The organism is Halomonas icarae, from assembly GCF_009901955.1.
GTDB lineage: Bacteria > Pseudomonadota > Gammaproteobacteria > Pseudomonadales > Halomonadaceae > Halomonas > Halomonas icarae.
On sequence record NZ_WUTS01000001.1, the window covers coordinates 2,170,369 to 2,195,749 of the forward strand.

Below are 25,381 nucleotides of genomic sequence, written 5' to 3' on the forward strand. Positions count from 1 at the left end.
CGCGGCCTGCGGCACAGAGCGCACATGATACTGGAAAGCCAGTGGCGGAAGAAATCCGGTTGAGCAAAGAGGCAAGCGCACGGATGACAGCCGCAGCAGGGCTGGGTATCGTGAAGGGCCTCACTGCAGCCGATCACCGCATGCCACTGATTCCGAGTGCACCCCTGAGGCATACCGCCATCGCGCTGCTGGCGATAGCGGTGCTGCCCCTGCTCCCCGAGCCGCCACGCACTGCCAGGCAGGGCCTGCTCGACACCATCCTCATCCGGGAACTGCTCAGCGTGCACACCCGCAACACCCCCACCACCTACTACGAGGGGCGCGAGGGGCCCACCGGGTTCGAGTACGAACTGGCGCGACGCTTCGCCAGGCAGCTGGGCGTCAGCCTGACCATTCGTGCCGATCACCATATCGAAAGTGCCCTCGAGGCGGTGCGCCAGGAGGGCGACATGGCGGCGGCGGCCCTGCCCCTGGAGCCCGACCTGCCAGGGGTGGTCTTCAGCCGCCCGATCATCGAGCTGCAACCGGTCGTCGTCTATCGTCGTGGGCTTCCCCCGGTGGAGACCGCCGACGACCTGCCCGGCCTGACTCTGGGCGCCATCGGCGGTGCAGGCACCGGTCGTGTACTGAACGAACTGCAGGCTGACTATCCGGATCTGCGTTGGGAAGCCTCCTCCGAGGTGGAGGTCGCCGAACTGCTCGGCCAGGTGGAGGATGGCGAACTCGACGCGGCGGTACTTTTCGACCACCAGTTTCGCCTCAACCGGCTTTTCTTTCCCGACGTGGAGCGCGGTTTCCTGCTCGGCGATCCGCTCTCCATGGCCTGGGCCTTCCCGGCCGATCACAGCCTGACGCTGGTCGAGGCCGCCAACCGCTTCCTCTCCGGACTGCACGAGAGCGGCGAGCTCGAGGCGCTGGTGGCCCGCTACTTCGGCCATGACGACTTCCTGGAGTACGTCGGCACGCGCACCTTCCTCGACCATGTCGAGGCGCGCCTCCCCCAGTACACCGAGCTGTTCCGGGAGGCCGCGCGGGCCTCGGACTTCGACTGGAAGCTGCTGGCCGCCGTGGGCTACCAGGAGTCGCACTGGGACCCCCAGGCCACCTCCCCCACCGGCGTGCGCGGCTTGATGATGCTGACCAATGCCACCGCCGGCGACCTGGGAGTCAGCGACCGTCTCGACCCCGCCCAAAGCATCCATGGCGGGGCCCGCTATCTGCGCCAGCTGCATGACCGCCTCCCCGAATCGATCCAGGGCAAGAACCGTCTCTACATGGCCATGGCGGCCTATAACGTGGGGCTGGGGCACCTCTACGATGCCCGCCGAATCACCGAGCAGCGCGGCGGTGACCCGGACCTCTGGGCCGATGTTCGCGAGTCGCTGCCGCTGCTGCAGCAGCGTGAGTGGCACAGCCAGACGAAGTACGGCTACGCCCGGGGCGGCGAGCCGGTGATCTATGTCCGCAATATCCGCCGCTATCACGAGATTCTCAGCTACGTGGAGCGCAGCCGGCGTGAGTTCCCTCGGCTTAACGCCCGCACGACGCAGCCCACCCCCATCGACCCATAAGGTCTATGAGGAGCGGCGTGTGGCGAAGAACTCCTTGAGCAGCCGCGAGGCACGCGTCGCCAGCACCCCCCCTTCCACCGCCACTCGATGGTTGAACCAGGGCTGGGCAAAGAGGTTGGCCTTCGACTCCACCATGCCGCTGCGCGGCTCGGCGGCGGCATACACGAGGCGCGCGATGCGGGCGTGAATGATCGCCCCGGTGCACATCAGGCAGGGCTCCAGGGTCACGTAGAGGGTACAGCCATCTAGACGATAGTTGCCGAGTCGCGCGCCGGCATCACGCAGCGCACGGATCTCGGCATGGGCACTGGGGTCGTGCCCGCCTACCGGCGCGTTGTAGCCGACGCCGAGGATCTCACCAGCGGCATTCACCACCACCGCCCCCACCGGCACCTCGCCCGCGGCGAGCCCTAGCCGAGCCTGGTCCAGGGCCCGGTGCATATAGAATTCATCGCTGCGCACTGACCGGAACTCCCGTAGACTGAGTGGCTGGCAGACGATCGTATGATATCGATGGCCGCCCTGCACGCCGTCATCCGGAGGAGACCGATGAAGCCCGATGCCCTGAACGACCTGGTGGACCTGCTTGGCCTGGAGCCTTTGGAGGAGAACCTGTTTCGTGGCCGCAGCCAGGACCTCGGGCTGCCCCAGCTGTTCGGTGGCCAGGTGCTCGGCCAGGCGCTCTCGGCGGCCACGCAGACCGTCGCCGAGGCGCGCCGCCCTCACTCCCTGCACGGTTACTTCCTGCGTCCCGGGGACCCGCACCGTCCGGTGGTCTATCAGGTCGAGGCGGTGCGCGATGGCGGCAGCTTCGCGACGCGCCGGATCACCGCCATCCAGAAGGGGCGCCCCATCTTCTTCTGCAGTGCCTCCTTCCACGATGCTGAGCAGGGTTTCACCCATCAGACGGCGATGCCGACGGTCTCATCACCGGAGCGCCTGATCGAGGAGGGTGCCGAGCTGGCCCGCTTCGACAACCATCCCATCGAGTTCCTGCTCGACAGCGAGGAGTGTCAGCCCGGCCAGCCGGCTCGCAAGCGCATCTGGTTCCGGCTGGTGGGCGACCTTCCCGACGACCCCGCAACGCACCGTGGCCTGCTGACCTACAGCTCCGACTTCAATCTGCTGACCACCTCCCTGGTGCCTCACGGCATCGGCTTCCGTGATCCCAAACTGCAGATCGCCAGCCTCGACCACGCCCTCTGGTTCCACCAGGAGGTCAGGGTCGACGACTGGCTGCTCTACGACATGGATAGCCCCTGGGCCGGCCAGGCACGGGGCTTCGCCCGTGGCAGCATCTACGACCGCGAGGGCCGGCTGGTCGCCTCCAGCGCCCAGGAAGGCCTGACCCGACTACACGACAAGCCCCGGGGCTAGTCCGCGAAACCTCCCGGCGCCACCATGACGATCAGGCCGCAATAGCTCAGTTGGTAGAGCAACGCACTCGTAATGCGTAGGTCGGAGGTTCGACTCCTCTTTGCGGCACCAGAAAAGCCAATTAAAACGGCCGCTTGGCGAATCATCGCGGTGGCCGTTTTTCATTGCCCGGTTTCTAGGTAGCAGATAGGCTCCAACCATCAGGAAGTCGCCGGCCTCTGGGGCTTGGCAGCATGGAGCACCACCTTGGTCGTCGACTCTATCCACCTTGCCCACGAAAGGAGGAACAATAACTGAAGCCACCTGCAGCGTCGCGCCCCCCCTGACCGGGAACGTTATGTCGTCTATGGTAGCGACTTCCGCTGCCATGTGACGTTTACCGGCCGGCGAGGAGTAGCCACGCCGGCCTGGTTCGCTAGGCGTTGGTCGTGAAGAAAGCCTCTAGCTTGTCCAATGGCATGGGTTTGACCAGCAGGAATCCCTGGAAAATGTCGCAGCCCTGGTCGGCCAGGTATTGCCGTTGCTCCTCGGTTTCCACTCCCTCGGCGACCACCTTGAGACCCATGCTCTGAGCCATGGAGATCACGCCCTTTACGATGGCCCTGTCACTAGGATCTGTCACCACGTCACGCACGAAGCTGCGATCGATCTTGACCTTGCTGACCGGTAGGCTCTTCAGGTAGCTCAGGCTGGAGAAGCCAGTGCCGAAGTCATCGATGGCGACACTGATGTCCAGTTCACGCAGGGCATTCAGGATCGAGATGGCGGCGTCTCTGTCCTCCATCAGCACCCCTTCGGTGACCTCCAGCTCAAGCCAGTGCGGGGGAATGTCGCTTTCCCGCAGCCGTTGGTGCAGATTGCTGAGGAAGGCAGGACGCTGGAACTGCATAGGCGACAGGTTGACGGCCACGCGGCAATCGGCGACCCCGAGACGCTTCAGCTTCGGCAAGTCGCGACAGACCTGACCCAGCACCCACTCGCTGATGGGAATGATCTGGCCGGTGATTTCCGCCACCGGGATAAAGGCACCAGGCGATACCATCCCCTTGACTGGATGCAGCCAGCGCACCAGAGCCTCGAAGCCCACCACCTCGCCGCGCGAGTTCATCAGCGGCTGATAATGCAGCGAGAACTGGTGCTGCTCGATGGCCTCCTGGATATCCCTTCGCAGCTCAACCCGCTCCGCGGGCTCGGCACCGATTTGATGACGATACCAGTGGGCGGTATTGCCTCCCTGTTTCTTGGCCTTGTACATGGCGCTGTCGGCTCGCACGATCAGTTGTTCCGGGGATTGCAGGGCGAGTTCCCGGCTCGAGGCCATGCCGATGCTGGCGGAAAGCCGAAAATCGTGCTCATCGATCCGGAAGGGACGAGTGAGGGCTGCCAGCATCCGATCCACGACCGCCCGCACCTGTGCCTCATCCTCAAGTCTCGGCAGTAGCGCCAGAAACTCGTCTCCTCCGAAGCGACCCAGGGTGTCATCGGGGCCAAGCTGCTCGGCGAGCCGTTCGGCGACGGCCACCAGCAGCCTGTCGCCCATGGCATGTCCGAGAGCGTCGTTGATCGGCTTGAAGTCGTCGAGATCGATGAAGAGCACCACCAGCAGCGTATTCTGACGCCTGACAAGCTCAGTCTCGTAGTGAAGTCGTTCCTCAAACATCGAGCGATTGTAGGCGCCAGTAAGGTCATCATGGCTGGCTTGGTAGGCCAGAACCTTCGCATCTTCTATTTGTTGAGTTACATCATTTGCAACGCCGACGAAGTGGGTGATTTCTCCGTGACGGTTGCTTACCGGCGAAATTTTCAGTTCATTCCAGAAGCTCTCACCATTCTTTCGGTAATTGCGTAGCGTCACGCTGACCTCACGTCGAGCGACCAGGCTGCGCCGGATCTTCATAACGGCCTCGGGGTCGGTCTCGGGACCTTGAAGGAAACGGCAGTTGCGTCCCTGCACTTCCTCCTTGCCGTAACCCGTGATACGGCTGAAAGCCTGGTTGACGAAGATGAGAGGCATGCCGGGCTGGGTGGCATCGACGATCGTTACGCCATTGATGCTAGCCTCGACGCTACGCTCCAGGGTCAGCAGCCGGGCCTCATCCGCCTTGCGATCGGTGATGTCCTTGGCAATGCCGAAGACCCCGGTCACACGCTCATCCGTCATCATCGGGATGTTGGTAACATCCAGTACGCGAGACCTACCTAGTCCGTCACGAATGCGCACACCAGCGCGCATTGCTTGTCCTGACAGAGCCTTCTCGAAACCTCTGAGCGATTCAGGAAGGTCGGCTGTCTCGATGAAATGTGAGAAGTTCCTACCTATGATCTCCTCGGTCGGTAGTCCTATTAGACTTTCGGATTGCGAGTTGAGGCTCAGGATTTTTCCATCCAAGTCCATCGAGTAGGCCGCGTCAGGATGATGAGTGAATAGAGAGCGATAGCGTTTCTCGCTGTTGACTAGGGCCTGGCGGTCAAGGTGGCGCTCGATGGCCAGGGCAGCCAGGTCGACCGCCTTGCTGGACAGCCGGCGCTCATCGTCACCAGGTATGCCGGGCGTCGAACGGTACAACGCCACCGTGCCCAGGAGGTGTCCGTGTGATGAGAGTACCGGAAAGGACCAGCAGGCACCGAGCCGGTGCTGTTTCACCAGGTCCCGATAGTTTTCCCAGCGAGAATCCGTGGCCAGATTCTCGCAAATGACCATCTCGCCCAAGTAGGCGGCACTGCCGCAGGCACCGGTGTTGGGGCCAATGGGGACACCCTTGAGCGCATTCAGGTAGTCGGGGGGCAGGCTGGGGCCTATCGCTTCATGGAAGTGCGTCTGTGCCCCATCACACAACATGACCGAGCAATAGGCGCCTGGGACTTGCCGTTCCAGCATCCGGCAGACCGCTTCCAGCGATCTCACATTAGAGATTTCCCGGGCGATCGATGCCTGCGCTCGATACTGATCCTCGAGCTGCCGCTTGGCATGATCCAGCTCATGGGCACGCGCCTGGCTCAGCCTCATGACCCCGACGCTGAAGGCCAGGAGGTAACTCAGCAGCAGACTGCCAACGCCCGCGCCGGTCGACAGTAATGAGGAGGCCGACCAGGGCAGCGGTGGACCACCAAGCACCACCCACCGCAGTGTCGCCAGCCCAAGTGAACCAACGCTGCGCTCGGCGAGCGGTTGAAGCGCCATGACACTCCCATCATGTGCATGCTCACGGTCAAGTGGCGCGACTTCGGCGAGCATCTGACCCTCTCGTTCGAGATGAACGTTGTAGTCACCCAGCTCTGGGCGTATTTCACGGAACAGCAGTGTGTCTAGATCGACCTGGGAGACTAGCCGGGTTTCTGGCTGGTCAGGCATCCGGATCGACAGGATCGCCTTCAATGGCTGATTCGGGTCGGGAAACACCCACTGCATCGACGTATCCTGAGCCACCAGGCCTCGCTCGACAGCATCGTGGCGCAACCCGGCTTCCAGTCGCGATAACGACTCGGCATCGGGCGCCTTGAGCCAGTCACCGTCTGCCGTGCCCCCAATAAAGGCAATCCCCTTCAGGGCCGGATGATCGCGGAAATAACTCGCCATCTCCTGTTCTCGCAGCGAGGACATGGGCAGGCCGCCAAGGACGCCCCAGCGCTCGGCCATGCGCTGCATGGCCTGTTCATGACCGGTAATCACCGACTCACTGGTCAGCTGGACCACATCCGCGACATGACCTGCCTGCTCCACCTCGACCCGATGCTGCTGCCAGCCGATGAGCAGCCAGCACAAGGCGCTTAAGGAGGCCCCGGTTACCGCCACACTTCGGTGCCACCGCCCGAGGCTCAAAGGGAAACGTCGCCAGTGGTTGGCCGCATAGCGCATGGCCAGGCCGAAGCACAGAAAGAACCCGCTGGGCAGAGCCATGCTCAGCTGTTGTAGCGCGTGCCAGGTATCGTGCCCCATGGGGGCCAGGTCTACTAACAGGGTTGTCAACCCTACAAGAAAAAGTGCGCCGCCAATCACCTTGGTACACCTGGCACGTGCCGCGCCTTGCAGGCCAAGCCCAAGGCCGATGGCAATCAGCAGTAGCAGAACCGGGGTAGCGGCTCCCTGCGCCACATTCCCGGTACCCAGACGATCTTGCGTGATGTCCAGGGCCTCGGCCAGAAAGTAGAGAGCCAATGCAGCAAGCGAGGCCGACAGTCCGAGGCACCACCCCTGATGTCCCCGAATCACAGCTAGCAGGCCGAGGCCCGACAGGAACCCAGCGAACATAATGTCGGGGGTCGCACGCAGTCCGACTGGCAAATGAAGCTCTATTCCCAGTAGAGAGGCGAGGCTACCGAGCACACCCATGGAAATGGTACCGACGACCAGTACCAACAGGCCCGTATCACCTGCAAGGTGCTGATGCTTGAAATTGAGGTTCACAATAAACTTCCTCTGCTCGCGGCTAGATGACAGGCTACAACGCCCCTCTCGCCAGATCTCCAGAGATGGAGCGGACAGGGGGCAGGGTAGCTCAATTTTGTATACGGGTATTCCACCTGCCGACTACTGGCACTGCGAGGGGCCGCTTCCTGAGAAAAATCGTCGCCATATCGATCACCGACCCGGGGAGCTCCTTCAGAAAAGGGCGCTGAGGTGCAGGCCTGCTGCTCCAGCCGGATACCCTAGTCTGAAGCACCCTATTACCTTGTGCTTTTACTGTCAGAGCAAACTTAGCCGTGTCTACCCATCAGGTTGCTCACGGGAAAGCCCAACCGGCTAACCGGAGGGTGGTCCGAAGGATGGGATCCACGTCACTCTCGCGGTGGCCGTTTACATTTCTGCTACTTAATTAGCCCTCCCCGGAGACGTTATCTCCTCGAGCCGTTATGCTGGTGCTAAGGCATGGACGACCAACGGAGTAATGCCAGCGGCATGGCACGCCTATCCCACTCTCCCCCTTGGCTTTGGTTGATTGCCATCGCCGGCATCATGCTGACGCTGGCTTCTGCCCAACAGGCGCGTCACGACGTCGAGTCCGAGGCACGGCAACGTCTGGCCTTCGGTGCCGACCAGATCACTTTGCGTATCGAGGAGCGCCTGGCGGCCTATGCGTTGATCCTGCAGGGAGCCTCGGCACTGTTCGACGCCTCAGAGACGGTGGACCGTAGCGAATGGCGCGCCTTCGTCGAGCACCTGCACTCCTCGCCGCTGCTGGGGAATATCGAGGGGATTGGCTTCGCTCGCCATATCCCTGCCGAGCGCATGACCACTCATCTCGCCAGCGTGCGTGCCGAAGGCGTGGCCGACTACACGATCACGCCTGACGGTCAGCGTGAAGCCTATGGCCCGGTCCACTACTTCGAGCCCTTCACCAACCGCCACCGGCATGCCCTGGGGTACGACATGCTCTCCAATCCAACGCGACGCGACGCCATGGAGCGCGCGCGTGACTCCGGTCAGGCGGCCCTGAGCGGACGGGTCAAGCTGGTCACCGAACAGGGCGAGCCGCAGCCGGCCACCCTGATGTACCTGCCTGTCTATCGAAGCGGCACGCCCCTGGAGAGCATCCAGCAGCGCCGCAATGCCTTGCTCGGCTGGACCTACATGCCCTATCGCATGCACGACCTGATCGCCGGCATCCTGGCCACACACGACTGGAGCGACAACCTGCCTTTGGCCCTGAGCCTGTACTCAGACGGCAGCAACACCCAACAAGAGTTGCTCTATCGTAGCCACACCGAGCCGCTTCCCGCGACAAACCTCGAGCAGATCCGTCGGATCAAGGTCGCCGGGCAGACCTGGAAGCTGGTCTTCCAGTATCGCACCCCCGATGCCGCAACCCCTCTTACCACTCTCTGGTGGCGGCTGGCAGGCGGCCTCATCCTCACCCTGCTGCTCTGCGCCCTGATCGCCTCGCTGCTGAGCACTCGAGCCCGTGCCCAGCAGATGTCCCAGACGCTGACCCAGACCCTTCGCCAGCGCGAGACGCAGCTCGAGCGAGCCGTCTCTCGCCTGCAGACCATCGCCGGCCGCCTGCCCGGGGTGGTCTATGAGTACCGTCTCGAGCCCAATGGAGACTCGCACTTCCCCTATGCCAGCGAAGGCATGCGACGGATCTACGGGGTACCACCCGAGCAGGCCAGGCAGGACGCCACTCCGATATTCAACACCATCCATCCGGATGATCGAGATGTCGTGGTGCGCTCCATCAACCACTCCGCCGAGTCCTTGACCCCATGGCGCCAGGAGTACCGGATCCAGCTGGCGGATGGCGAGATTCAGTGGGTGTTCGGCGATGCCCTGCCTCACTTGGAGCAGGATGGCGCCATCACCTGGTACGGCGTGATCATCGATATCTCGGAGCGCAAGCAGGCCGAATCGGCCCTCTACGCCGCGCACCTCGAGACTCAGCGGCTCCGTGAGGCTCTCGACCATGTCGACGCCTATATCTACATGAAGGACCATCACTACCGGTACACCTACGCCAATCGCGCCACCCTTGAGCTGCTGGGTTGTGACAGCGAGACCCTGGTGGGCAGCAGGGATGAACACCTCCTCGACGCCGAGAACGTCGCCCGTCAATCCGGACTCGACCGTCGCGCGCTGGCCGGCGAACAGATTACCGAGGAGGTGGTCAGTCACGATGCCGAAGGCAACCGCCGGGTCTACCTGGAGATCAAGGCCCCCATCCGGGACGGCGGTAAGGTTACCGGGCTGCTCAGCACTTCCAGCGATATCACCCTGCTCAAGGAACACGAGCGCCAGCTGGAGTACCTGGCCCACTACGACCCGCTCACCGGCCTGCCCAACCGGGTGCTGCTCGCCGACCGCCTGAGCCAGGCCATGGCCCATGAGCAGCGCCTGGCTCGTCAACTGGCTGTGGTCTATTTGGACCTGGACGGTTTCAAGGCGATCAACGACCGTTTCGGCCACGCCGCCGGCGACCATCTGTTGGTGACCCTGGCCCATCGTATGAGCCTGGTGCTACGGGAGGGGGACACCCTGTGTCGCCTGGGCGGCGACGAGTTCGTGGCGGTCCTGGCGGACCTCACCGACACCCAGAGCATCGAGCCCCTGCTGCGCCGGCTGCTCAAGGTGATCGCCCAGCCGGTGTGGTACGAGAGTCAATACCTCAAGGTAAGCGCCAGCCTGGGGGTGACCTTCTACCCCCAGGCGGAGAGTGTCGAGGCCGACCAGCTGCTGCGCCAGGCCGATCAGGCCATGTACCACGCCAAGCAGGCTGGCAAGAGCCGCTATCACCTCTTCGATGCCGACCTCGACCGCTCGATCCGCAGCCACCACGAAAGCCTGGAGCGCCTGCAGCAGGCGCTGGAGCAGGAGGAGTTCGAGCTCCATTACCAGCCCAAGGTCAATATGCGCAGCGGCGAGGTGATCGGAGTCGAGGCGTTGGTGCGCTGGAATCATCCCACGCGTGGCCTGCTTCCCCCGGACCAGTTCCTGCCCATCATCGAGGAGCACCCGCTGATCGAGGCACTGGGGGAGTGGGTGATCCGCCAGGCCCTCGCCCAGGCCGCCGCCTGGCACAACACCGGCCTTCCTCTGGCGGTAAGCATCAACATGGCGGCCCATCACCTCAACCAGCGCCAGCTGCCGGAAAGACTGACGGCGCTGCTCGCCGAACAGCCCGAGCTGCCCGAAGGCAGACTGGAGCTGGAGATCCTCGAGACCAGTGCCCTGGGCGATCTCACCCAGATCAGCGGATTGCTGGAGGCATGCCAGCACATCGGCGTGCGGGTCTCGCTGGATGACTTCGGTACCGGCTACTCCTCGCTGACCTACCTCAAGTGGCTGCCGGCGGGCACCGTCAAGATCGACCAGAGCTTTATCCGCGATCTTCTCGACACGCCCGAGGATCTCAAGATCCTCGCCGGCGTGCTGGGCCTGGCCGAGGCCTTCGAGCGCCAGGTGATCGCCGAGGGGGTCGAGACCCTGGAGCACGGCCAACTGCTGCTTCGCCTGGGCTGCGAGCTGGGCCAGGGCTACGGCATTGCCTACCCCATGCCGCCGGAGGCGATCCCCGCCTGGTGCGCCGAGTGGCGCCCGCCGGCCCAGTGGGCCGGGCAGATGCCGCTACCAGCGAACCGACTGCCACTACTGAGTGCCGGTATCGAGCATCGCGCCTGGTGTCGCCAGCTGCATCGCGATCTGGAGGCCGGTGACAGCCCGCTGTCCTCACCGCTGGCAGGCTCGTCCTGTCACTTCTGCGACTGGCTGGCCCGGAGTCATGTGCGGAAGCTACCCGACCTGCGCCACCTGGCCAGACTACACCAGGAAGTTCATCGTCTGGTGGCTAACCTGATCGAGTGCGGCCCCGAGGAGGATGCCGCGCGGCAACATCGACTCCTCGATGCCACCTTTGCGCCACTGCTCGCCGAGATCGAGCGCCTGCTCTCGAGGCCCGAGGCGTGGGGCAAACCGGATCATGGACTGTCACTGGTTGTGGCGGAGAGCGACAGGGGCAACCGCTCGAGTGGTTGAGGACGGCTGAACAGATAGCCCTGGAAGCGTGTGCATCCATGGGTAGTCAACCAGTCACGCTGCGCCTCGGTTTCGCCCCCCTCGGCGATCACATCCAGCTCCAGGCTGCGTGCCAGGGAGATGATGCTGATCACGATGGCCGCCGAGGTCTGATCCTCCAGCAGATCGCGTACGAAACTCTGATCGATCTTGAGCTGTGCCAGCGGCAGGCGCTTGAGATAGGAGAGCGAGGAGTAGCCTGTGCCGAAGTCGTCCAGGGAGAAGCGAACGCCACGCTCGCTCAGGCGCAGCATCTTGGCCCTGGCATCATCACGCTCCTCCATGAACAGGCTCTCGGTGACCTCCAGCTTGAGACGCCTGGCCGGCGCCCGGGTGGCATCGAGAATCGCCAGCACCTGCTCGACGAAATCGTCCTCGCGAAACTGCACGGGGCTCACATTCACCGCCATGACCAGATGCTGTCGCTCAGGGTCGGCGGCCCAGAAGGCCAGCTGACGGCAGGCGCTCTCCAGTGCCCAGCCGCCGATCGCCAGGATCATGCGATTCTCTTCGGCCAGGGGAATGAACTCTCCCGGAGAAACAACACCCCGCCCGGGGTGCTGCCAGCGCAGCAGGGCTTCCACACCACACATCTCGCCGTCGGCCGTGATCTGGGGCTGATAGTAAAGTTGAAACTCCCCCCGTGGCAGCGCCTGACGCAGGTCGGACTCGAGTCGAGCCCGCGCCTGCAGACGCGCCTGTATCTCCGGGTCGAAGAAGCTCAGGGTGTCTCGGCCCGCCACCTTGGCCTGGAACAGCGCCGTATCGGCCTGCTGGAGGATGCCATCCAGGTCGACCTCATGTTCATGGAACAGCGTCACCCCCAGGCTGCCGGTCACCACCAGCGGCTCACCATCGAGCACCTGAGGGGCCTGCAGAGCGGACAGCAGCTTGAGCGCGACCTCTTCGGCGTCCTTCGCGGCCTCCTCGAAACACTCTCCGAGGCCTTGCACCAGCAGCGCGAACTCATCGGCACCCAGGCGCGCCAGGGTATCGGTTTCACGCACCACCGCGTGCAGGCGCTCGGCGACCTGGCGCAGCAGTTGATCCCCCCTTCGATGGCCGAGGGTGTCGTTCACCCGCTTGAAGTTGTCGAGATCGAGGAAGATGAGCGCCGCGAAGCAGTCGCCGCGCTCATTATCGCGCTGCATGCCTTGCAGGCGATCCATCAGCAGGCGTCGATTGGGCAGCCCCGTCAGCGGGTCGAAGAACGCCAGCTGATGGATCTTTCGCTCGGCGGCCTTGCGCTCGGTGAGATCGCTCAGGGTCGCCACATAGTGGGTCAATTCCTTCTCGGCATTACGCACCGCGCTGATGGTCAACCACTCGGGAAACACCTCGCCGTTGCGTCGACGATTCCAGATCTCACCCTGCCAGCTATCGCGGCACTCGATGCTCTCCCACATCTCCGCATAGAAGGCCTCGTCATGCAGTCCGGAGCTGAGCAGATGCGGGGTCCTGCCCAGCACCTCAGCTTCGGCATAACCGGTAATGCGGGTGAAGGTGGCGTTGGCACGCAGGATGATGCCCTGGGCATCGGTGATCAACATGCCCAGGTGTGTCTCGAAGGCAGCGGCGGCGATCCTCAGCTGGGCTTCATGTCGAAGCGACTCCCCCTCCAGCCACAGCCGATTGAAGTAGTGACGCAACAGCAGCCCGCCAAGCGCGATCACCGTCACCATGATAGCCAGATAGAGCCATAGCCGCTGGACCCAGCCCTCAAGCGCCACCGCCACTTCCTCGCCAATCACTGTCATGAAAGGCAGCTCACCAATCTGGCCAACAGCATAGAAGCGCTCCTCGCCATCCAGAGCCGAGCTGGCGCGATAGTTGCCCCGCTGTTGCCCGCTCTGGAGAAAGGTCTCGATCAAGGCCCCATGAACCATCTTGCCGAGCCCACCCTCGGAGCCATCCTCTTCAAAAGCGGAAAACCGGGCGACCAGCTGCTTCTCGGTATCGATGATGGCAGTGCTCTGCCCCGCTGCCATGCTCATCGATGCCAGACCGTGGTAGAAGAGCTCAGGCTTGAGCTCGACGCTGACAACCCCACCATCGGCCAGACCCCGGGCATGCACCACCCGATACCCAAGGGCCGCGGATGACCAGAAGAGCGGGGTAACGGTCTGCTCACCGGGCGCTAGCGACAGCAGCCGATGGTAATAGGGAAGTCCCCCCAGGGGGCGGCCCGGAGGGTAGTCACTACGGGAAGAGGCCAGGACCCGCCCCTGACTATCCAACACGCTGATGCTGTCGAAGAACGCCAGATCGGCAATCAGTGCACTAAGCCAGTGTGTCAGCTGCAGTGATGTTTCATCCTCGATACCCGCCGCCTCATCCTCCAGGTGCGCCGATACGCTGGCCAGCATCACCTCGCTTGAGGTGAAGATGCTGGACACCCACCCCGCCACCAGGTCGGCCCTGGCGGAGTTGCGCTCCTCGGCGGCCTGGGTATCGTGCCAATACTGTTCGATCGCAAAAGAGCCGATCACCGCCAACAGCAGCACCATGCTCCCCACATAAACGACGATGGCGCGGCGCCTGTCGCGCTGAATATCAAGCTCGGTATCGAATGGCGTAAGGCCCGAAGCGTGCGGCATGCTGATGCAGCCTTTGCTAAATCATTAGGTGTACCCTGCCCATAGGTTAACAGCTCTGCAACGTTTTGCCGGCAGATGCCGCCCCCCTCACTCGCACTTATCGCCAGTCGGAGCCACGCCCATGGAAGAGGTCACTCGCCATTTCCTCGACGCCAATCAACCGCTGTTCCGCCTGGTCGTGGCCCTGCTGCTGGGCGCGCTGATCGGCATCGAGCGCGGCTGGGTGGCCCGCGAGCAGCAGGCCGGCGAGCGCATCGCCGGCATCCGCACCCATGCCCTGGTGGGGCTGCTTGGCGGCATCGCCGCCCTGCTCTCCACCACCCTGAGCGCCAGGGCGTTTCCACTGATATTTCTGGCGGTGGCGGGCATCGCCCTGGTGGCCTGGCGGGCACGCCTTACCGAGCGCCAGGACTACAGCATCACCGGCCTGGTGGGGCTGCTGCTGACCTTCTGCTTCGGCGCCGTGGCCGTGGAGATTGGCCCGGCACTGGCCACCACCTGTGCCGTGGCCACGGCGCTGATCCTCGACAACAAGCGCGAGATACACGGCCTGCTCGCCAAGCTGCAGGCCCACGAGCTCGACGCCGGCCTCAAGCTGCTGGTGATCAGCGCGGTGATGCTGCCACTGCTGCCCGACCAGGCCATGGGGCCCGGTGGTTCGTTAAACCCCTATGAGATCTGGTGGATGGTGGTGCTGATCGCCTCGGTCTCCTTCGTCGGCTACTTCGCCATCCGCATGGGCGGCGCCGAAAAGGGCATCCTCTTTACCGGGCTGTTCGCCGGCCTCAGCTCCTCCACCGCCCTGACCCTGCACTTCGCCCGTCAGTCACGGCTGACCCCGGGGCTCTCGCCGATGCTCGCCGCCGGCATTCTGATCGCCTGCGGCACCATGTTTCCGCGCATCCTGCTCTACGCCGCGGTTATCAGCCCCGGCCTGCTGCCGGCCCTGCTGGTGCCGGTCGCGCTGATGGGCGCTACCCTCTACCTGCCGGCGCTCTGGCTGTGGCGTCGGCATCGCGGTGATGGTGCGGTACAGCAGCCGGGCTCCGGGCAGAACCCGCTGGATCTGCGCATGGCACTTTTCTTCGGCGCCCTGCTGGCAGTAATCATGTTGCTGGGTGAGTGGCTACGCGACGCGCTGGGCGACGCCGGCATCTATCTGCTCGCCACCACTTCGGGCATCGCCGACGTCGATGCCATCACCCTTTCCCTGACCCGCATGTCACTGGACGCCATCAACCCCGACACCGCGGTGATCGGTATCATCCTTGCCGCCGCCACCAACAATCTGGTCAAGGCCGGCCTGGCCGGCGCCTTCGGTACGCGCCGCACCGCCGGGCGGGTGATCATGCCGATGCTCGCCTCCCTGACGATCGGTCTCGCCACGGCCTGGCAGCTGTAGTCGGTAGCGCGATCGGTAGCGCAAAAAAACGACGCCCGTCACGGCGGTGACGGGCGTCGGTGGTCGAAAGGCACCTGGCGAGTACAGGGCTCAGTCGCGTATGGAGCTCAATAGAGATGTACCGCCTCGAAGCGGGCCAGCGCCTCGCCCTCGGCATCGACGAGGGTCAGTGCCTTGCCGTCGACCTGCCAGGTATCGACGCTGCCCAGGGCATCGAGGAAGGCGCGTTCGAGCGCCATCACCTCACCGGGGCAGGCCATCATGGTGGTGGCCACCTGTGCAAAGCTCAGCCGATCTCCCTCGAGCTCGTACTGCCCCATCATGCGGTTGCACCCGGTGGAGCCGGCCAGGCGGCTATCCTCGGCGTGCAGCACCAGATGCGCCTCCCGCGCCTCGTCGATGGCAATTGCTTCACGATCACCCACCGTTTCCAGCTTCCAGTAGGTGTTCTCCAGCGGCTCGTCGCCGGGGCCATTGGAGGTGGCATCAAATCCGGCACAGCCGGCCAGCGTCACGGCACCCAACAGCAGGGCCGGAAGAGAGAGTCTGCGGATCATCGGTGGTCACTCCATTGCCATTTTCGGAGCCATGTCAGACACCTCTGAGCCATAAAGTTCCATAACATGCTCTCTATGGGCTCATTGCGTCTTCAGTGGCTCAAGCGCCACACGGCGTGGCTCGCCATCGAAGTCGCCAGTTACCAGCTCGGGCGCACGGGCTTCAAGATAGAGGGCGACACTCGGGTCTTCGACAAGAGGCTGCCACTCGGCCAGGGCCTCGATCAGCGCGGGCGTCAGGCGGTCAAGCACCGGTCGTACATCCTCGGCAAGGTCTGGCGGGTTATCGAAGGGTCCTCGCTCCTCTTTCTGCCAGCGCCGATGCAGCCGACGCTGCACCAGCTTGCTGGCCTCGAACTGTGCCTGGAAGAAGTCCCTTGCGAAGGCCTCATCGACCCCGGCCTCAGCCGCACGGCTGGCGACGCGATCGAGGATCTCGGTCTCGCGCTTCGGTGCTTCGATATTGGTCCCGGTATTCCACTTGGCGCGCGCTACCAGAGGCGCAACCTCGAGCCGCTCATCGACCAGCGATAGCATTCGGTCGACGGCTGCCTGCTCCTCCGTCGAGAGAGGTGGCGCCGTCTGGCAACCGGCAAGCAGCGCCAGCGAGAGTACGGTAGCCACCAGCCAGCGGATCGGAAGAACACTTTTCGGGTACGGCACGGCAACGACTCCTTTCGTTCATAAGTAGATGGGAGCATAGCAAAGCATGTCCGAAGGCCGTCGTCACGCCCCCACCTCTTCGTCGCGCGGTTAACTCCTGCTTGAGGCTATCGATCACACGCCGGTCAGGGCGATATCAATCACCGATCTCCTTCAGCCGCCAGTCGTTGTCGGTGATGGCTTCGCCGCCCTGGGGGGTGACGCGCACCGTATCGCTGATGCCCACGCCCCACTCCCCCGGTCGGCGCAGGCAGAGCGGCAGATGAAAGACCATGTCGGCGGCGAACTCGCGCTGCTGACCACGGGCGATATAGCCGGTCCCCTCTACCCAGCTGGGCGGGAACTGGGCGCCCACGGCATAGCCGAACACTCCCGAGAAGAAGAGCCGGTCGGCGTGGGGGGCGAGCAGCGACTCGGCGGCCCTGGCGGCATTGTCGAAGGTGCGCCCCGGGCGCATCTCGGCGATCAGGGTCTCGAAGAGCGCCCGACATAGATCGCGCAGCGCCTGCATCTCGGCGCTGGCCCGCCCAGCTACGGCGGTGCGCATCATCGGCGCGGTATAGCGCTGGAAGGCCGAGCCGAACTCCAGAAACACCGGGGCATCACGCTCGATCACGTTGCGCTTGTGGTTGACGTGAATGACGCTGATACGCCGGCCACTGGTGACGATGGGCTGCATGCTCATGAACTCGCTGCCGGCCGCCAGCAGCGCTCGGCTGCCCTCCGCCGCCACCTCGCTGTCGGTCACTCCCGGCGCGATCATCGCCTCGGCGGCGGCCAGTCCCGCCGCGGTGATCCTGGCGCTCTCGCGCAGGCAGTCGAGCTCCACCGGCGTCTTGACGAGGCGAATGGCATCGAGCAGCGCGCCGCCGTCATCGCGGAAGCGCTCGGCCCCCAGCCGCGCCTGCAGCTCACGAATGACCCCCAGGCGCAGACCGGCACCATAGAGATCCAGGCCGATGGCGCGATACGCCGCCAGTGTCTCGGCCAGCGGCGCGATCACCTCGTCGATGCCCTCCCAGCGGTAGCCGAGGATCTCGTTCACCGCGGCGGTGACCACCGCGGGCCCGGTCTCGATGGAGGGCACCTGCAGCACCAGCCGTTCGGCGCCGACCACCAGCGCGGTGTGCACCGAGACCTCGAAGGTGTGATAGCCGGTGAGGTAGAAGATATCCGCCGGGTCGGTCAGCAGCAGGGCGTCGAGGCCGGCCGACGACATCGCGTCACGCACCCGGGCCAGGCGGGCAGTGAACTCGGCAGGGGGAAACGGCAGCTCGCTTCCGCCCAGGACGCCGGCCAGGGCGTGACGATAGGCGTGATGGTCCATGCAGCCTCCGGAACCGGATGATGATTCCCGGAGTGTAGTCGTGACGGGCGGCACTCAGGACGGAAAAATAGCCCTGTTCGCGTCCCGCCCGGTCTCGTAGAATCCTCTCCCATGTTGAACTCGACAGGACAGTGATATGGGCAGGGCCTTCCAGAACCGCAAGGAATCCATGGCCAAGACGGCCGCCGCCAAGACCAAGGTCTACAGCAAGTACGGTCGCGAGATCTACGTGTGTGCCAAGCAGGGCGGCACCGACCCGGCCGGCAACCTCAGCCTGCGCGGTCTGATCGAGCGCGCCAAGAAGGACCAGGTCCCCTCCCACGTCATCGACAAGGCGCTGGACAAGGCCAACGGCGTGGGCGGTGAGGACTTCTCCCCAGCGCGCTACGAAGGCTTCGGGCCGGGCAACTGCATGGTCATCGTCGACTGCCTGACCGACAACCCCAACCGCACCTTCGGCGAGGTGCGCACCTGCTTCAACAAGACCAAGTGCAAGCTGGGCACGCCGGGCAGCGTCAGCCACATGTTCGACCACTGCGCCATCCTGGCCTTCCAGGGCAGCGACGAGGAGGCGGTGCTGGAGGCGCTGATGGAGGCCGATGTCGACGTCACCGACATCGAGAACGAGGAGGGACAGATCACCGTCTTCGCGCCCCATACCGAGTACGCCAAGACCAAGCAGGCTCTGCTCGACGCCTTCGGCGAGATCGACTTCGAGGTCGACGAGATCCAGTTCGTGCCCCAGACCACCACGCCGCTGGAGGGGGACGACGTGGCCACGTTCGAGAAGCTGCTCGACGCCCTGAATGACTGCGACGACGTGCAGAACGTCTTCCACAGCGCCGAACTGCCCCAGGAGTAGTCGAGCGAAGAGCAAGTCGGGCGAAGGCTAATCCGCGTGAAGGCTAACCCGGGCGAAGAGCACCTCAGCCCGGGAGCAAGCTGATGTGTTCAGCGCCTGCGCTGGGACTCCTGCCACTCCGCGGCGGCTTCCTCCACGCCAGGCTCGTCGCCGCGGTTGAGCGCCGCCTGGCGGCTGGCCTCCTCCTCGCGCACGTCATCGATCACCGTCATCAGCTCGTCGACATCGACGGGAGCGGTGTCATGCACGAAGCGGCCGGTCAGCTGGCTCTCCGGGTGAAGCTCCCCCGCCTCGTACAGCGCCCAGATCTCCTTGCCGTAGTCCGTGACCAGCAGCTCCGGCGCGAAGCGGCCGAAGTAGCGGCGCATATTGTCCACGTCACGCTCGAACATCCACTCGGCGCTGTTGTTGCCGGCGGCATCCACCGCCTGGGGCAGGTCGATGATCACCGGCCCGTCACTGGCCATCAGCACATTGAACTCGGACAGGTCGCCGTGCACCAGCCCGGCACACAGCATCTTCACCACGTCCCGGATGATCTTGGCGTAGGACTCGCGGGCCTGCTCGGCGCTCAGGGTCACGTCGTCCAGGCGCGGCGCGGTGAAGCCCTCGGCATCGCTGATCATCTCCATCAGCAGCACCCCATCGATAAAGCCCAAGGGCTTGGGCACCCGCACCTCCGCCGCGGCCAGCCGGTAGAGGGCGTCGACCTCGGCATTGAGCCAGGCCTGTTCCTGCTCCTTCTGGCCGTAACGGGTCTTCTTGGCCATCGCCCGCGAACGGCGACTGTTGCGCCCGCGGCGCCCCTCCTGGTACTGCACGGCCTGCTTGAAGCTGCGCTGCTTCGCCTCCTTGAAGACCTTGGCGCAGCGCCGCTCCCCGTGGGAGCGCACCACATAGACCTGGGCCTCCTTGCCGCTCATCAGCTGACTCTCGACCGCATCGATCAGGCCGTCGTCCACCAGCGGCTGCAGGCGCTTGGGTATCTTCATCTATTGTTCCTGGTATTGCTGAAACGAATCACTGAACCGGCTTGCCTAAGCGAGCGGCCGAGCCGCCATCAACGGCTGATGCGCCGGGCGCGAAAGCTGCGCCCCTTGATCCTGCCGTTGGCCAGTCGTTCGAGTGCCTGGTCGGCCACCTCGCGGCGCACCGCCACATAGGCGCTGTTGGCCAGCACCTTGATCTTGCCCACCTGATCACCGTCCAGTCCGGCCTCGCCGGTCAGGGCGCCGAGGATATCCCCCGGGCGCACCTTCTGCTTCTTGCCGCCGCCGATCTGCAGGGTCGTCATGGGCGGCACCAGCGGCTCGCGGGAGAGCACCGAGCGCGGCGGCAGGCTGGCCTCCTCGAGGGGCTCGCCGAGGAAGTCGGTGAGGCGTTCCAGGCGGTAGCCCTCGCCCTGGCCGACCAGGGTGCAGGCGATCCCCGCGCTGCCGGCCCGGCCGGTGCGACCCACGCGGTGCACATGCACCTCCAGGTCCCTGGCGATGTGGTAGTTGAACACCGCATCCAGCTCGGCGATATCGAGCCCACGGGCCGCCACATCGGTGGCCACCATGATCGAGGCGCTGCGATTGGCGAACAGCACCAGCAGTCGGTCGCGGTCGGGCTGCTCCAGGTCACCATGCAGCGCCAGCGCCCCGAAGCCCGCCGCGTTGAGCGCCTGGGCTACCTCGTCGGTCTCGCGCTTGGTATTGCAGAACACCACGCTTGAGGCGGGCCGAAAATGCAGCAGCAACCGACACAGCCCCTCAAGGCGCGCCTCGTCGCCATCGGCGACCCGGTAGACCCGCTCGTGGATGCTGCTGGCATCGTGGGTCTCGGCGACCTCGACCCTCAGCGGCTGGCGCAGCATCGCCTCGGCCACGGGGCGCACCGCAGCGGAGAAGGTGGCGCTGAACAGCAGCGTCTGACGGCTGGCCGGCGTCTCGGCGACGATCGCCTCCAGACTCGCCTGGAAGCCCATGTCGAGCATGCGATCGGCCTCATCCAGCACCAGGGCCTCGAGCCCTTCCAGCCTGAGCGAGCCCTTGCGCAGATGCTCTTCCACCCGGCCTGGGGTGCCCACCACGATATGGGCACCATGCTCCAGGGAGGCGAGCTGCGGGCCGAAGGGCGCACCGCCGCACAGGGTCAATATCTTGACGTTGGGCAGGCTGCGCGCCAGCCGGCGCAGCTCGACGGCCACCTGGTCGGCCAGCTCACGGGTCGGGCAGAGCACCAGCCCCTGCACCCGAAAACTGGTCAGCGTCAGCCGTGAGAGCAGCCCCAGGCCGAAGGCGGCGGTCTTGCCGGAGCCGGTCTTCGCCTGGGCGATCACGTCGCGACCGGCCAGGATCGGCGGCAGGCTCTCGGCCTGAATCGGCGTCATGGCGGTAAAGCCCAGCGAGGCGAGATTGTCGAGCAGCTCCGGCGCCAGCGGCAGCGCGGCGAAGGAGGCGTCGGAAGGGGTATCAGACAAGGGAGTATCCTGCACAAAGGGATGACCCGGACCAGCGGGTGAGCCGGGTCGTAAACGAACGGCGGTGCAGGCCGGGCGGCATGCACCTGAAGAATGGAAGATGGTTATGTTGCCAGCATAACAGAAAGCCCGCTTTGATACCGCGAGCGCCATTGATCGCCCGGCTTGGCTCAGCCCAGCGCGGCGCGCAGCTTCTCGGCCGCCGCCGCCAGATCGGCCGAATCGGCCATGGGCAGGTTCTCCACCTGGATATCGCTCATCTCATCCAGCGGGGTCAGATGGATATGCACATGGGGCACCTCCAGGCCGACGATCAGCATGCCCACCCGCTCGCAGGGGAAGGTCTTCTTGATCGCCTTGGCAAGGCGCCGCGAGACCGTCATCAGGTGCTGGTAGAGCGGCTCGGGCAGGTCATCCCAGTGGTCGACCTCCTCCCGGGGAATCACCAGCACATGGCCGGGCTTCATCGGCTGGATGGTCATGATGACCACACACTGGTCATCCTCGTGAACGAAGTGTCCCGGGATCTCGCCCTGCATGATGCGGGTAAAGATGCTGGCCATGCTGCTCTCCTGACGATGACGATAATGGATGCTTGTGATTCAGTAGCGGTGCGGCAGACAATCCACGGGGCGAGTCACGACTAACGTCGCTTACCGCGACACCGGCGATCCAGTATGCTGGACGAGGCAGTACCGCACGACCAAGGAGCAGAATACACGATCGATCCCGCAATCCAAGCCAGCACGGAGGTTCACATGAAGGTCTATAAACCTGAATGGCGGTGCACGTTTAGCGTAAACGAAGGCGTGGATGAAGCAGCCGGCTGGAAGGCACGCATCGCCTGGCGCCTGCGCGATGTCGCCGACCGGCTCGAAGGTGGCGGTAGAACGTTGAAGGTCGACTGCGATGTGGTCCCGGCAGTAAGCCGGGAGGAAGTGGATACCTGCCTGGGCAAGGGCTTCGCCGTGACCCAGGGCCTGCTCACCCAGCTCGCCCACCAGGCGGCCTGCGAGGACGTAATGCGTGATGCCAAGGCAGAACTGTTCGAAGAGGAGAACGCCTCGCGACACTGAGGCCTGCGCGACTCCTTCACACCCCGGGCACCGCTCGGGGTGTTTTTGTGATGCATAGCACTGTTCCGATAAGTGCACATAAGGGGGTTACCGAGACGTGGCGACTCACTAGCGCGCGAACAGGCGAATCAAGCTGAGCATTTGACAACAAACCATATAACTGACCGTGTCAACGCAGGAAGGGCCACTAATGGCCCTTCCTGCGTTGCTACTCGGTCTTTCCTTGGGAAGATCGATTGGTGGCTTCTCCTCAGGGATTGAAGACCCACTGATCACGGTTCTCTGTGTCTTTCTGGAAGCCCAGCGCGGAAGGTCTATTCCAGTCCAGAATAAGCTCGAAGGGCTGCGGCAGAGAAGTCAAATCGGCGACGAACTCGGAGTCCTCCGTGATTTTACCCCCCAGTGTGCGCCCATTCATCGACACTCGAGATTTATTGCCAACAATATCCACAAGGTACTCGACATCCGCCCACTGAGAATCGGCCAAATCGAACCGAATCTCGCCACCGTTCAGGGAACCACTACTACCAGCGTTGCTCTTGAACGCCCCCCCTTCCAGTGTGATGCGACCGCCATCCAGCCCTTCCGCAGTAGTGATTTCATTAACCGTAAGCGTGCCACCGGCACGATAGTTCACGTTGGTCATAGCCTCCGTCTGCACCCCCGGAGCCATGGTCACGTCACCAAGGCCGCTCACATTGACGTAGCTTGAGCTATTGATGTCACCGCCCTGCACTACATCACCAGCGGCTCGCAGAGAAACACCGCTACCGCTCACCGTTGTGGACAGGTCCAGATCGCCCGAAGTCTTCAGGTCAACGTTGCCGCCGCCGGCCAGCTTGAAGATAGTAAGCGGGTCGGTTCCACGGTTATTAATGTAGACACCACCACTGCCGCCATCGGCGCGCAGAGAGCTGACGCCCACATCGAGCGGATCGCTGGCGCGAGCGATGCCCTTGGCGGCACTCAGTTCCAGCAGCGAGGCTACGATGTTGTTGGCCTCGGCATTACCATCCAGGATGGTGCCGGCCATCGCCGAAAGTACTACCGCGTTGCCCGGAGTAAGCGCTTCTACTTCATTGACGGTCAGATCGCCTGCCAGGGTGCGCACGCGGATGTCGCCGTCAGTGGCGGAAGCGCTCAAGCCGGTCAGGCCATCCTGCTCCAATACATTAATATTGCCGTTCTCGACAAACAGCTCCAACTGATCCGCTTTGGTATTGATTGCAGTGCTGTCTGTACCGATACCATCCCGGCCGTTCAGGGCGACCTTGGCACCGGTGATCCGGGTGCTAGCGTCGTTGTCGTCGACCAGTGCACCATCCATCGCCATCAGCGCCACATCGCCTTGGGCGTTGATGTCACCCAGAGTCGCATCGCCGCCTTCGACCAGTATACCGACTCGACCATCACCGGTACGGGCCTGGCTGATAAATACCGGGCCCTGCTGGCGAAGGATAACGTCACCGGCATCGCTGAGTGCATCGATACGCTCGGCGCGCAACGTCAGCAGATCGCCCAGATTGGTGCTCTTCGGCTCGCCGCCAATGCCTTCACCCGCACGCAGCGTCACGTTGGTGCCCACGATTTCGCCAGCGCCGTCCTGGCGGATGGCGCCGTCAGCGGCCAGGGTCACGTCATCACCACCGGAGACGACCCGGCCGATACCCAGATTGCCGACGGTGTTGACGTCGATGCCGCCGTCGGCGGTGGTGGCGCCGTCCAGGCGCAGGTCGCCCTGGTTAGCCAGACGGATGGCGCCGGTGCCGGTGACCGCCAGATTGGCGCTATCCAACTCCCCGTTGAGATGGATGCCACCGTCCGCGATGCCCTGCAGGTCGTGGGCCCTGAGGTGACCATCGGCACCGGTGGTCAGGCGACCGTCGCTATCGAGCACTGCGTCGCCGTTCACCGCCAGAGCGTCGATGGTCAGATCACCACCAGCACCCAGGTGGACGTCGCCGTCCGCCAGACTGCTGTCCTTGACGGTAAGGGCGTCAACGTCTTGCAGGTGCAGGTCGCCGGTACCGGTGATGGTGGCGAAGAGGTTTACCACCCGGGTCTTCAGCTTGGAGCCGATACTCTTGACCGCGGACAGGAACAGGTTGTCGCCGTGGATGTGCTCCTCGATGGCCTGATTCGCCTGTATGCCGCCCTCCTTACTGGTGAGGGTGACGTCACCGCCGGCCCGCAGGGTTGACACAGCCATGTCACGCTTGGCCTGGAGACTTAGTCCATCGCCAGCGCTCATGGTACTGGTGGCGTCCATGGTGAGCACGCCTCCGGCGGTCATCGCCAGGTTACCGGTGGCGGCTTCGGCACTGCTGTCGTCGAGCGTGATGCTGCCCTGATCAGCGGTCGCCGTCAGTCCGGTTTGTGCATCCACCTTGCTGTTGGTGAGGGCAATGTTGCTGCCCGCCTCCAGATCCAGCGTGTCACTCTCGGCAGTCACCTCACTGCTGTCGGCCTTGATATCCGTGCCGGCTTTCATCGCCAGATGGGTGCCCGCCGTGGCAGTGGCGCGGGTCAAGGTAATGCCTGCCTCGACGGCATCGACGGTCATGCCGTCGCCTGCGGTCAGCCGGCTGTCGGCGACCTCCACACCGTTACCGGCATCAAGGTTCATATTGCCTTCAGTGGCGGTCAGCTCACTGCCGCTGTCGACCTTGAGATCACCGGTTTTCGCATTAGCGGTTAGATCCCCCTTGGCGGTAGCCTGGCTTCCGTATTGAACCGTGACACTCTGACCCGCGGTCATCTTCATATCGCCGTTTGCCGTGGCGGTAGAACCGCTGATGACGACAACGTCATTACCGGCATCAAGGTTCATATTGCCTTCGGTGGCGGTCAGCCCACTGCCGCTGTCGACCTTGAGGTCGCCGGCTTTCGCATTAGCGGTCAGCCCCCCCTTGGCGGTAGCCTGGCTTCCGTATTGAACCGTGACACTCTGACCCGCGGTCATCTTCATATCGCCGTTTGCCG

General features: G+C 64.0%; 16 protein-coding genes and 1 tRNA gene. 7 read left to right on the forward strand and 10 right to left on the reverse strand.

All coding sequences use genetic code 11. The features are described from left to right. The first annotated feature begins 140 nt into the window (after positions 1 to 140). Positions 141 to 1,571 carry a membrane-bound lytic murein transglycosylase MltF gene (gene mltF / locus GRB80_RS09940; RefSeq protein WP_161424303.1) on the forward strand — a complete coding sequence of 477 codons (1,431 nt, stop codon included), beginning with the start codon at positions 141 to 143 and terminating at the stop codon, positions 1,569 to 1,571. Between the two features lie 3 nt (positions 1,572 to 1,574). Here the strand turns inward: mltF and tadA are convergent, their stop codons facing one another. Next, positions 1,575 to 2,033, reverse strand: a complete 459-nt coding sequence (tadA, locus tag GRB80_RS09945; RefSeq protein WP_161423471.1) for a tRNA adenosine(34) deaminase TadA — start codon at positions 2,031 to 2,033, stop codon at positions 1,575 to 1,577. A gap of 87 nt (positions 2,034 to 2,120) precedes the next feature. Here tadA and GRB80_RS09950 point away from each other — a divergent pair, with 87 nt between their 5' ends. Together GRB80_RS09950 and GRB80_RS09955 are read left to right on the forward strand one after the other, a co-directional pair. Then, positions 2,121 to 2,948, forward strand: coding sequence for an acyl-CoA thioesterase (locus tag GRB80_RS09950; protein WP_161423472.1), 828 nt, complete (start codon positions 2,121 to 2,123; stop codon positions 2,946 to 2,948). 35 nt (positions 2,949 to 2,983) lie between these two features. Continuing rightward, a tRNA-Thr gene (locus GRB80_RS09955) sits at positions 2,984 to 3,059 on the forward strand. A gap of 304 nt (positions 3,060 to 3,363) precedes the next feature. Here GRB80_RS09955 and GRB80_RS16535 read toward each other — a convergent pair. Then, on the reverse strand, positions 3,364 to 7,353 hold the full coding sequence (locus GRB80_RS16535) for an EAL domain-containing protein (RefSeq protein ID WP_161423473.1): 3,990 nt from the start codon (positions 7,351 to 7,353) through the stop codon (positions 3,364 to 3,366). Between the two features lie 462 nt (positions 7,354 to 7,815). Here GRB80_RS16535 and GRB80_RS09965 point away from each other — a divergent pair, with 462 nt between their 5' ends. Next, on the forward strand, positions 7,816 to 11,412 hold the full coding sequence (locus GRB80_RS09965; RefSeq protein ID WP_161423474.1) for an EAL domain-containing protein: 3,597 nt from the start codon (positions 7,816 to 7,818) through the stop codon (positions 11,410 to 11,412). Here the strand turns inward: GRB80_RS09965 and GRB80_RS09970 are convergent. Continuing rightward, entirely contained in the window at positions 11,355 to 14,048 is a 2,694-nt protein-coding gene (locus tag GRB80_RS09970; protein WP_237561960.1) for a bifunctional diguanylate cyclase/phosphodiesterase, read from the reverse strand. The two genes, GRB80_RS09965 and GRB80_RS09970, sit on opposite strands and share 58 nt — an antisense overlap. Before the next feature lie 121 nt (positions 14,049 to 14,169). Between GRB80_RS09970 and GRB80_RS09975 the strand changes: the two genes are divergently transcribed. Next, positions 14,170 to 15,450 (forward strand): MgtC/SapB family protein, encoded by a 1,281-nt coding sequence (locus GRB80_RS09975; protein WP_161423475.1) that lies wholly within the window; start codon positions 14,170 to 14,172, stop codon positions 15,448 to 15,450. 107 nt (positions 15,451 to 15,557) lie between these two features. On the opposite strand, the gene GRB80_RS09980 is transcribed toward GRB80_RS09975, so the two are convergent. The 3 genes from GRB80_RS09980 to GRB80_RS09990 all read right to left on the reverse strand — a co-directional run bounded on the left by GRB80_RS09980 (position 15,558) and on the right by GRB80_RS09990 (position 17,997). After that, entirely contained in the window at positions 15,558 to 16,007 is a 450-nt protein-coding gene (locus tag GRB80_RS09980; protein WP_161423476.1) for an META domain-containing protein, read from the reverse strand. Positions 16,008 to 16,088: 81 nt separating this feature from the next. After that, on the reverse strand, positions 16,089 to 16,670 hold the full coding sequence (aroQ, locus tag GRB80_RS09985) for a gamma subclass chorismate mutase AroQ (protein WP_309663597.1): 582 nt from the start codon (positions 16,668 to 16,670) through the stop codon (positions 16,089 to 16,091). 136 nt (positions 16,671 to 16,806) lie between these two features. Continuing rightward, positions 16,807 to 17,997: a M24 family metallopeptidase gene (locus tag GRB80_RS09990; RefSeq protein ID WP_161423477.1), complete on the reverse strand. Its 1,191-nt coding sequence runs from the start codon at positions 17,995 to 17,997 to the stop codon at positions 16,807 to 16,809. A 136-nt stretch (positions 17,998 to 18,133) separates the two neighbouring features. Between GRB80_RS09990 and GRB80_RS09995 the strand changes: the two genes are divergently transcribed. Then, complete coding sequence (locus tag GRB80_RS09995; RefSeq protein ID WP_132045182.1) at positions 18,134 to 18,859, forward strand: YebC/PmpR family DNA-binding transcriptional regulator; 726 nt, start codon at positions 18,134 to 18,136, stop codon at positions 18,857 to 18,859. Between the two features lie 89 nt (positions 18,860 to 18,948). On the opposite strand, the gene GRB80_RS10000 is transcribed toward GRB80_RS09995, so the two are convergent. From GRB80_RS10000 to GRB80_RS10010, 3 genes are all read right to left on the reverse strand, one after another. Continuing rightward, positions 18,949 to 19,851 carry a PA4780 family RIO1-like protein kinase gene (locus GRB80_RS10000; protein WP_161423478.1) on the reverse strand — a complete coding sequence of 301 codons (903 nt, stop codon included), beginning with the start codon at positions 19,849 to 19,851 and terminating at the stop codon, positions 18,949 to 18,951. A 68-nt stretch (positions 19,852 to 19,919) separates the two neighbouring features. Next, positions 19,920 to 21,323: an ATP-dependent RNA helicase DbpA gene (gene dbpA, locus GRB80_RS10005; protein WP_237561961.1), complete on the reverse strand. Its 1,404-nt coding sequence runs from the start codon at positions 21,321 to 21,323 to the stop codon at positions 19,920 to 19,922. 170 nt (positions 21,324 to 21,493) lie between these two features. Beyond that, complete coding sequence (locus GRB80_RS10010) at positions 21,494 to 21,886, reverse strand: HIT family protein (protein WP_161423480.1); 393 nt, start codon at positions 21,884 to 21,886, stop codon at positions 21,494 to 21,496. A gap of 195 nt (positions 21,887 to 22,081) precedes the next feature. On the opposite strand from GRB80_RS10010, the gene GRB80_RS10015 reads away from it, so the two are divergent. Next, complete coding sequence (locus tag GRB80_RS10015) at positions 22,082 to 22,399, forward strand: hypothetical protein (protein ID WP_132045174.1); 318 nt, start codon at positions 22,082 to 22,084, stop codon at positions 22,397 to 22,399. 250 nt (positions 22,400 to 22,649) lie between these two features. Here GRB80_RS10015 and GRB80_RS10020 read toward each other — a convergent pair. Then, positions 22,650 to 25,381, reverse strand: a 2,732-nt coding sequence (locus tag GRB80_RS10020; RefSeq protein WP_237561962.1) for a beta strand repeat-containing protein, incomplete at its 5' end; no start/stop codon positions are given.

Excerpts from the sequence above, each read along its gene's own strand:
- GRB80_RS09995 (WP_132045182.1), top strand. The coding sequence starts at position 18,134 with ATGGGCAGGGCCTTCCAGAACCGCAAGGAATCCATGGCCAAGACGGCC.
- GRB80_RS09965 (WP_161423474.1), top strand. The coding sequence starts at position 7,816 with ATGGACGACCAACGGAGTAATGCCAGCGGCATGGCACGCCTATCCCAC.
- GRB80_RS10015 (WP_132045174.1), top strand. The coding sequence starts at position 22,082 with ATGAAGGTCTATAAACCTGAATGGCGGTGCACGTTTAGCGTAAACGAA.
- GRB80_RS09950 (WP_161423472.1), top strand. The coding sequence starts at position 2,121 with ATGAAGCCCGATGCCCTGAACGACCTGGTGGACCTGCTTGGCCTGGAG.
- GRB80_RS09970 (WP_237561960.1), bottom strand. The coding sequence starts at position 14,048 with ATGCCGCACGCTTCGGGCCTTACGCCATTCGATACCGAGCTTGATATT.
- GRB80_RS09980 (WP_161423476.1), bottom strand. The coding sequence starts at position 16,007 with ATGATCCGCAGACTCTCTCTTCCGGCCCTGCTGTTGGGTGCCGTGACG.
- mltF (WP_161424303.1), top strand. The coding sequence starts at position 141 with ATGCCACTGATTCCGAGTGCACCCCTGAGGCATACCGCCATCGCGCTG.
- GRB80_RS09990 (WP_161423477.1), bottom strand. The coding sequence starts at position 17,997 with ATGGACCATCACGCCTATCGTCACGCCCTGGCCGGCGTCCTGGGCGGA.
- GRB80_RS10000 (WP_161423478.1), bottom strand. The coding sequence starts at position 19,851 with ATGAAGATACCCAAGCGCCTGCAGCCGCTGGTGGACGACGGCCTGATC.
- GRB80_RS09975 (WP_161423475.1), top strand. The coding sequence starts at position 14,170 with ATGGAAGAGGTCACTCGCCATTTCCTCGACGCCAATCAACCGCTGTTC.
- GRB80_RS10010 (WP_161423480.1), bottom strand. The coding sequence starts at position 21,886 with ATGGCCAGCATCTTTACCCGCATCATGCAGGGCGAGATCCCGGGACAC.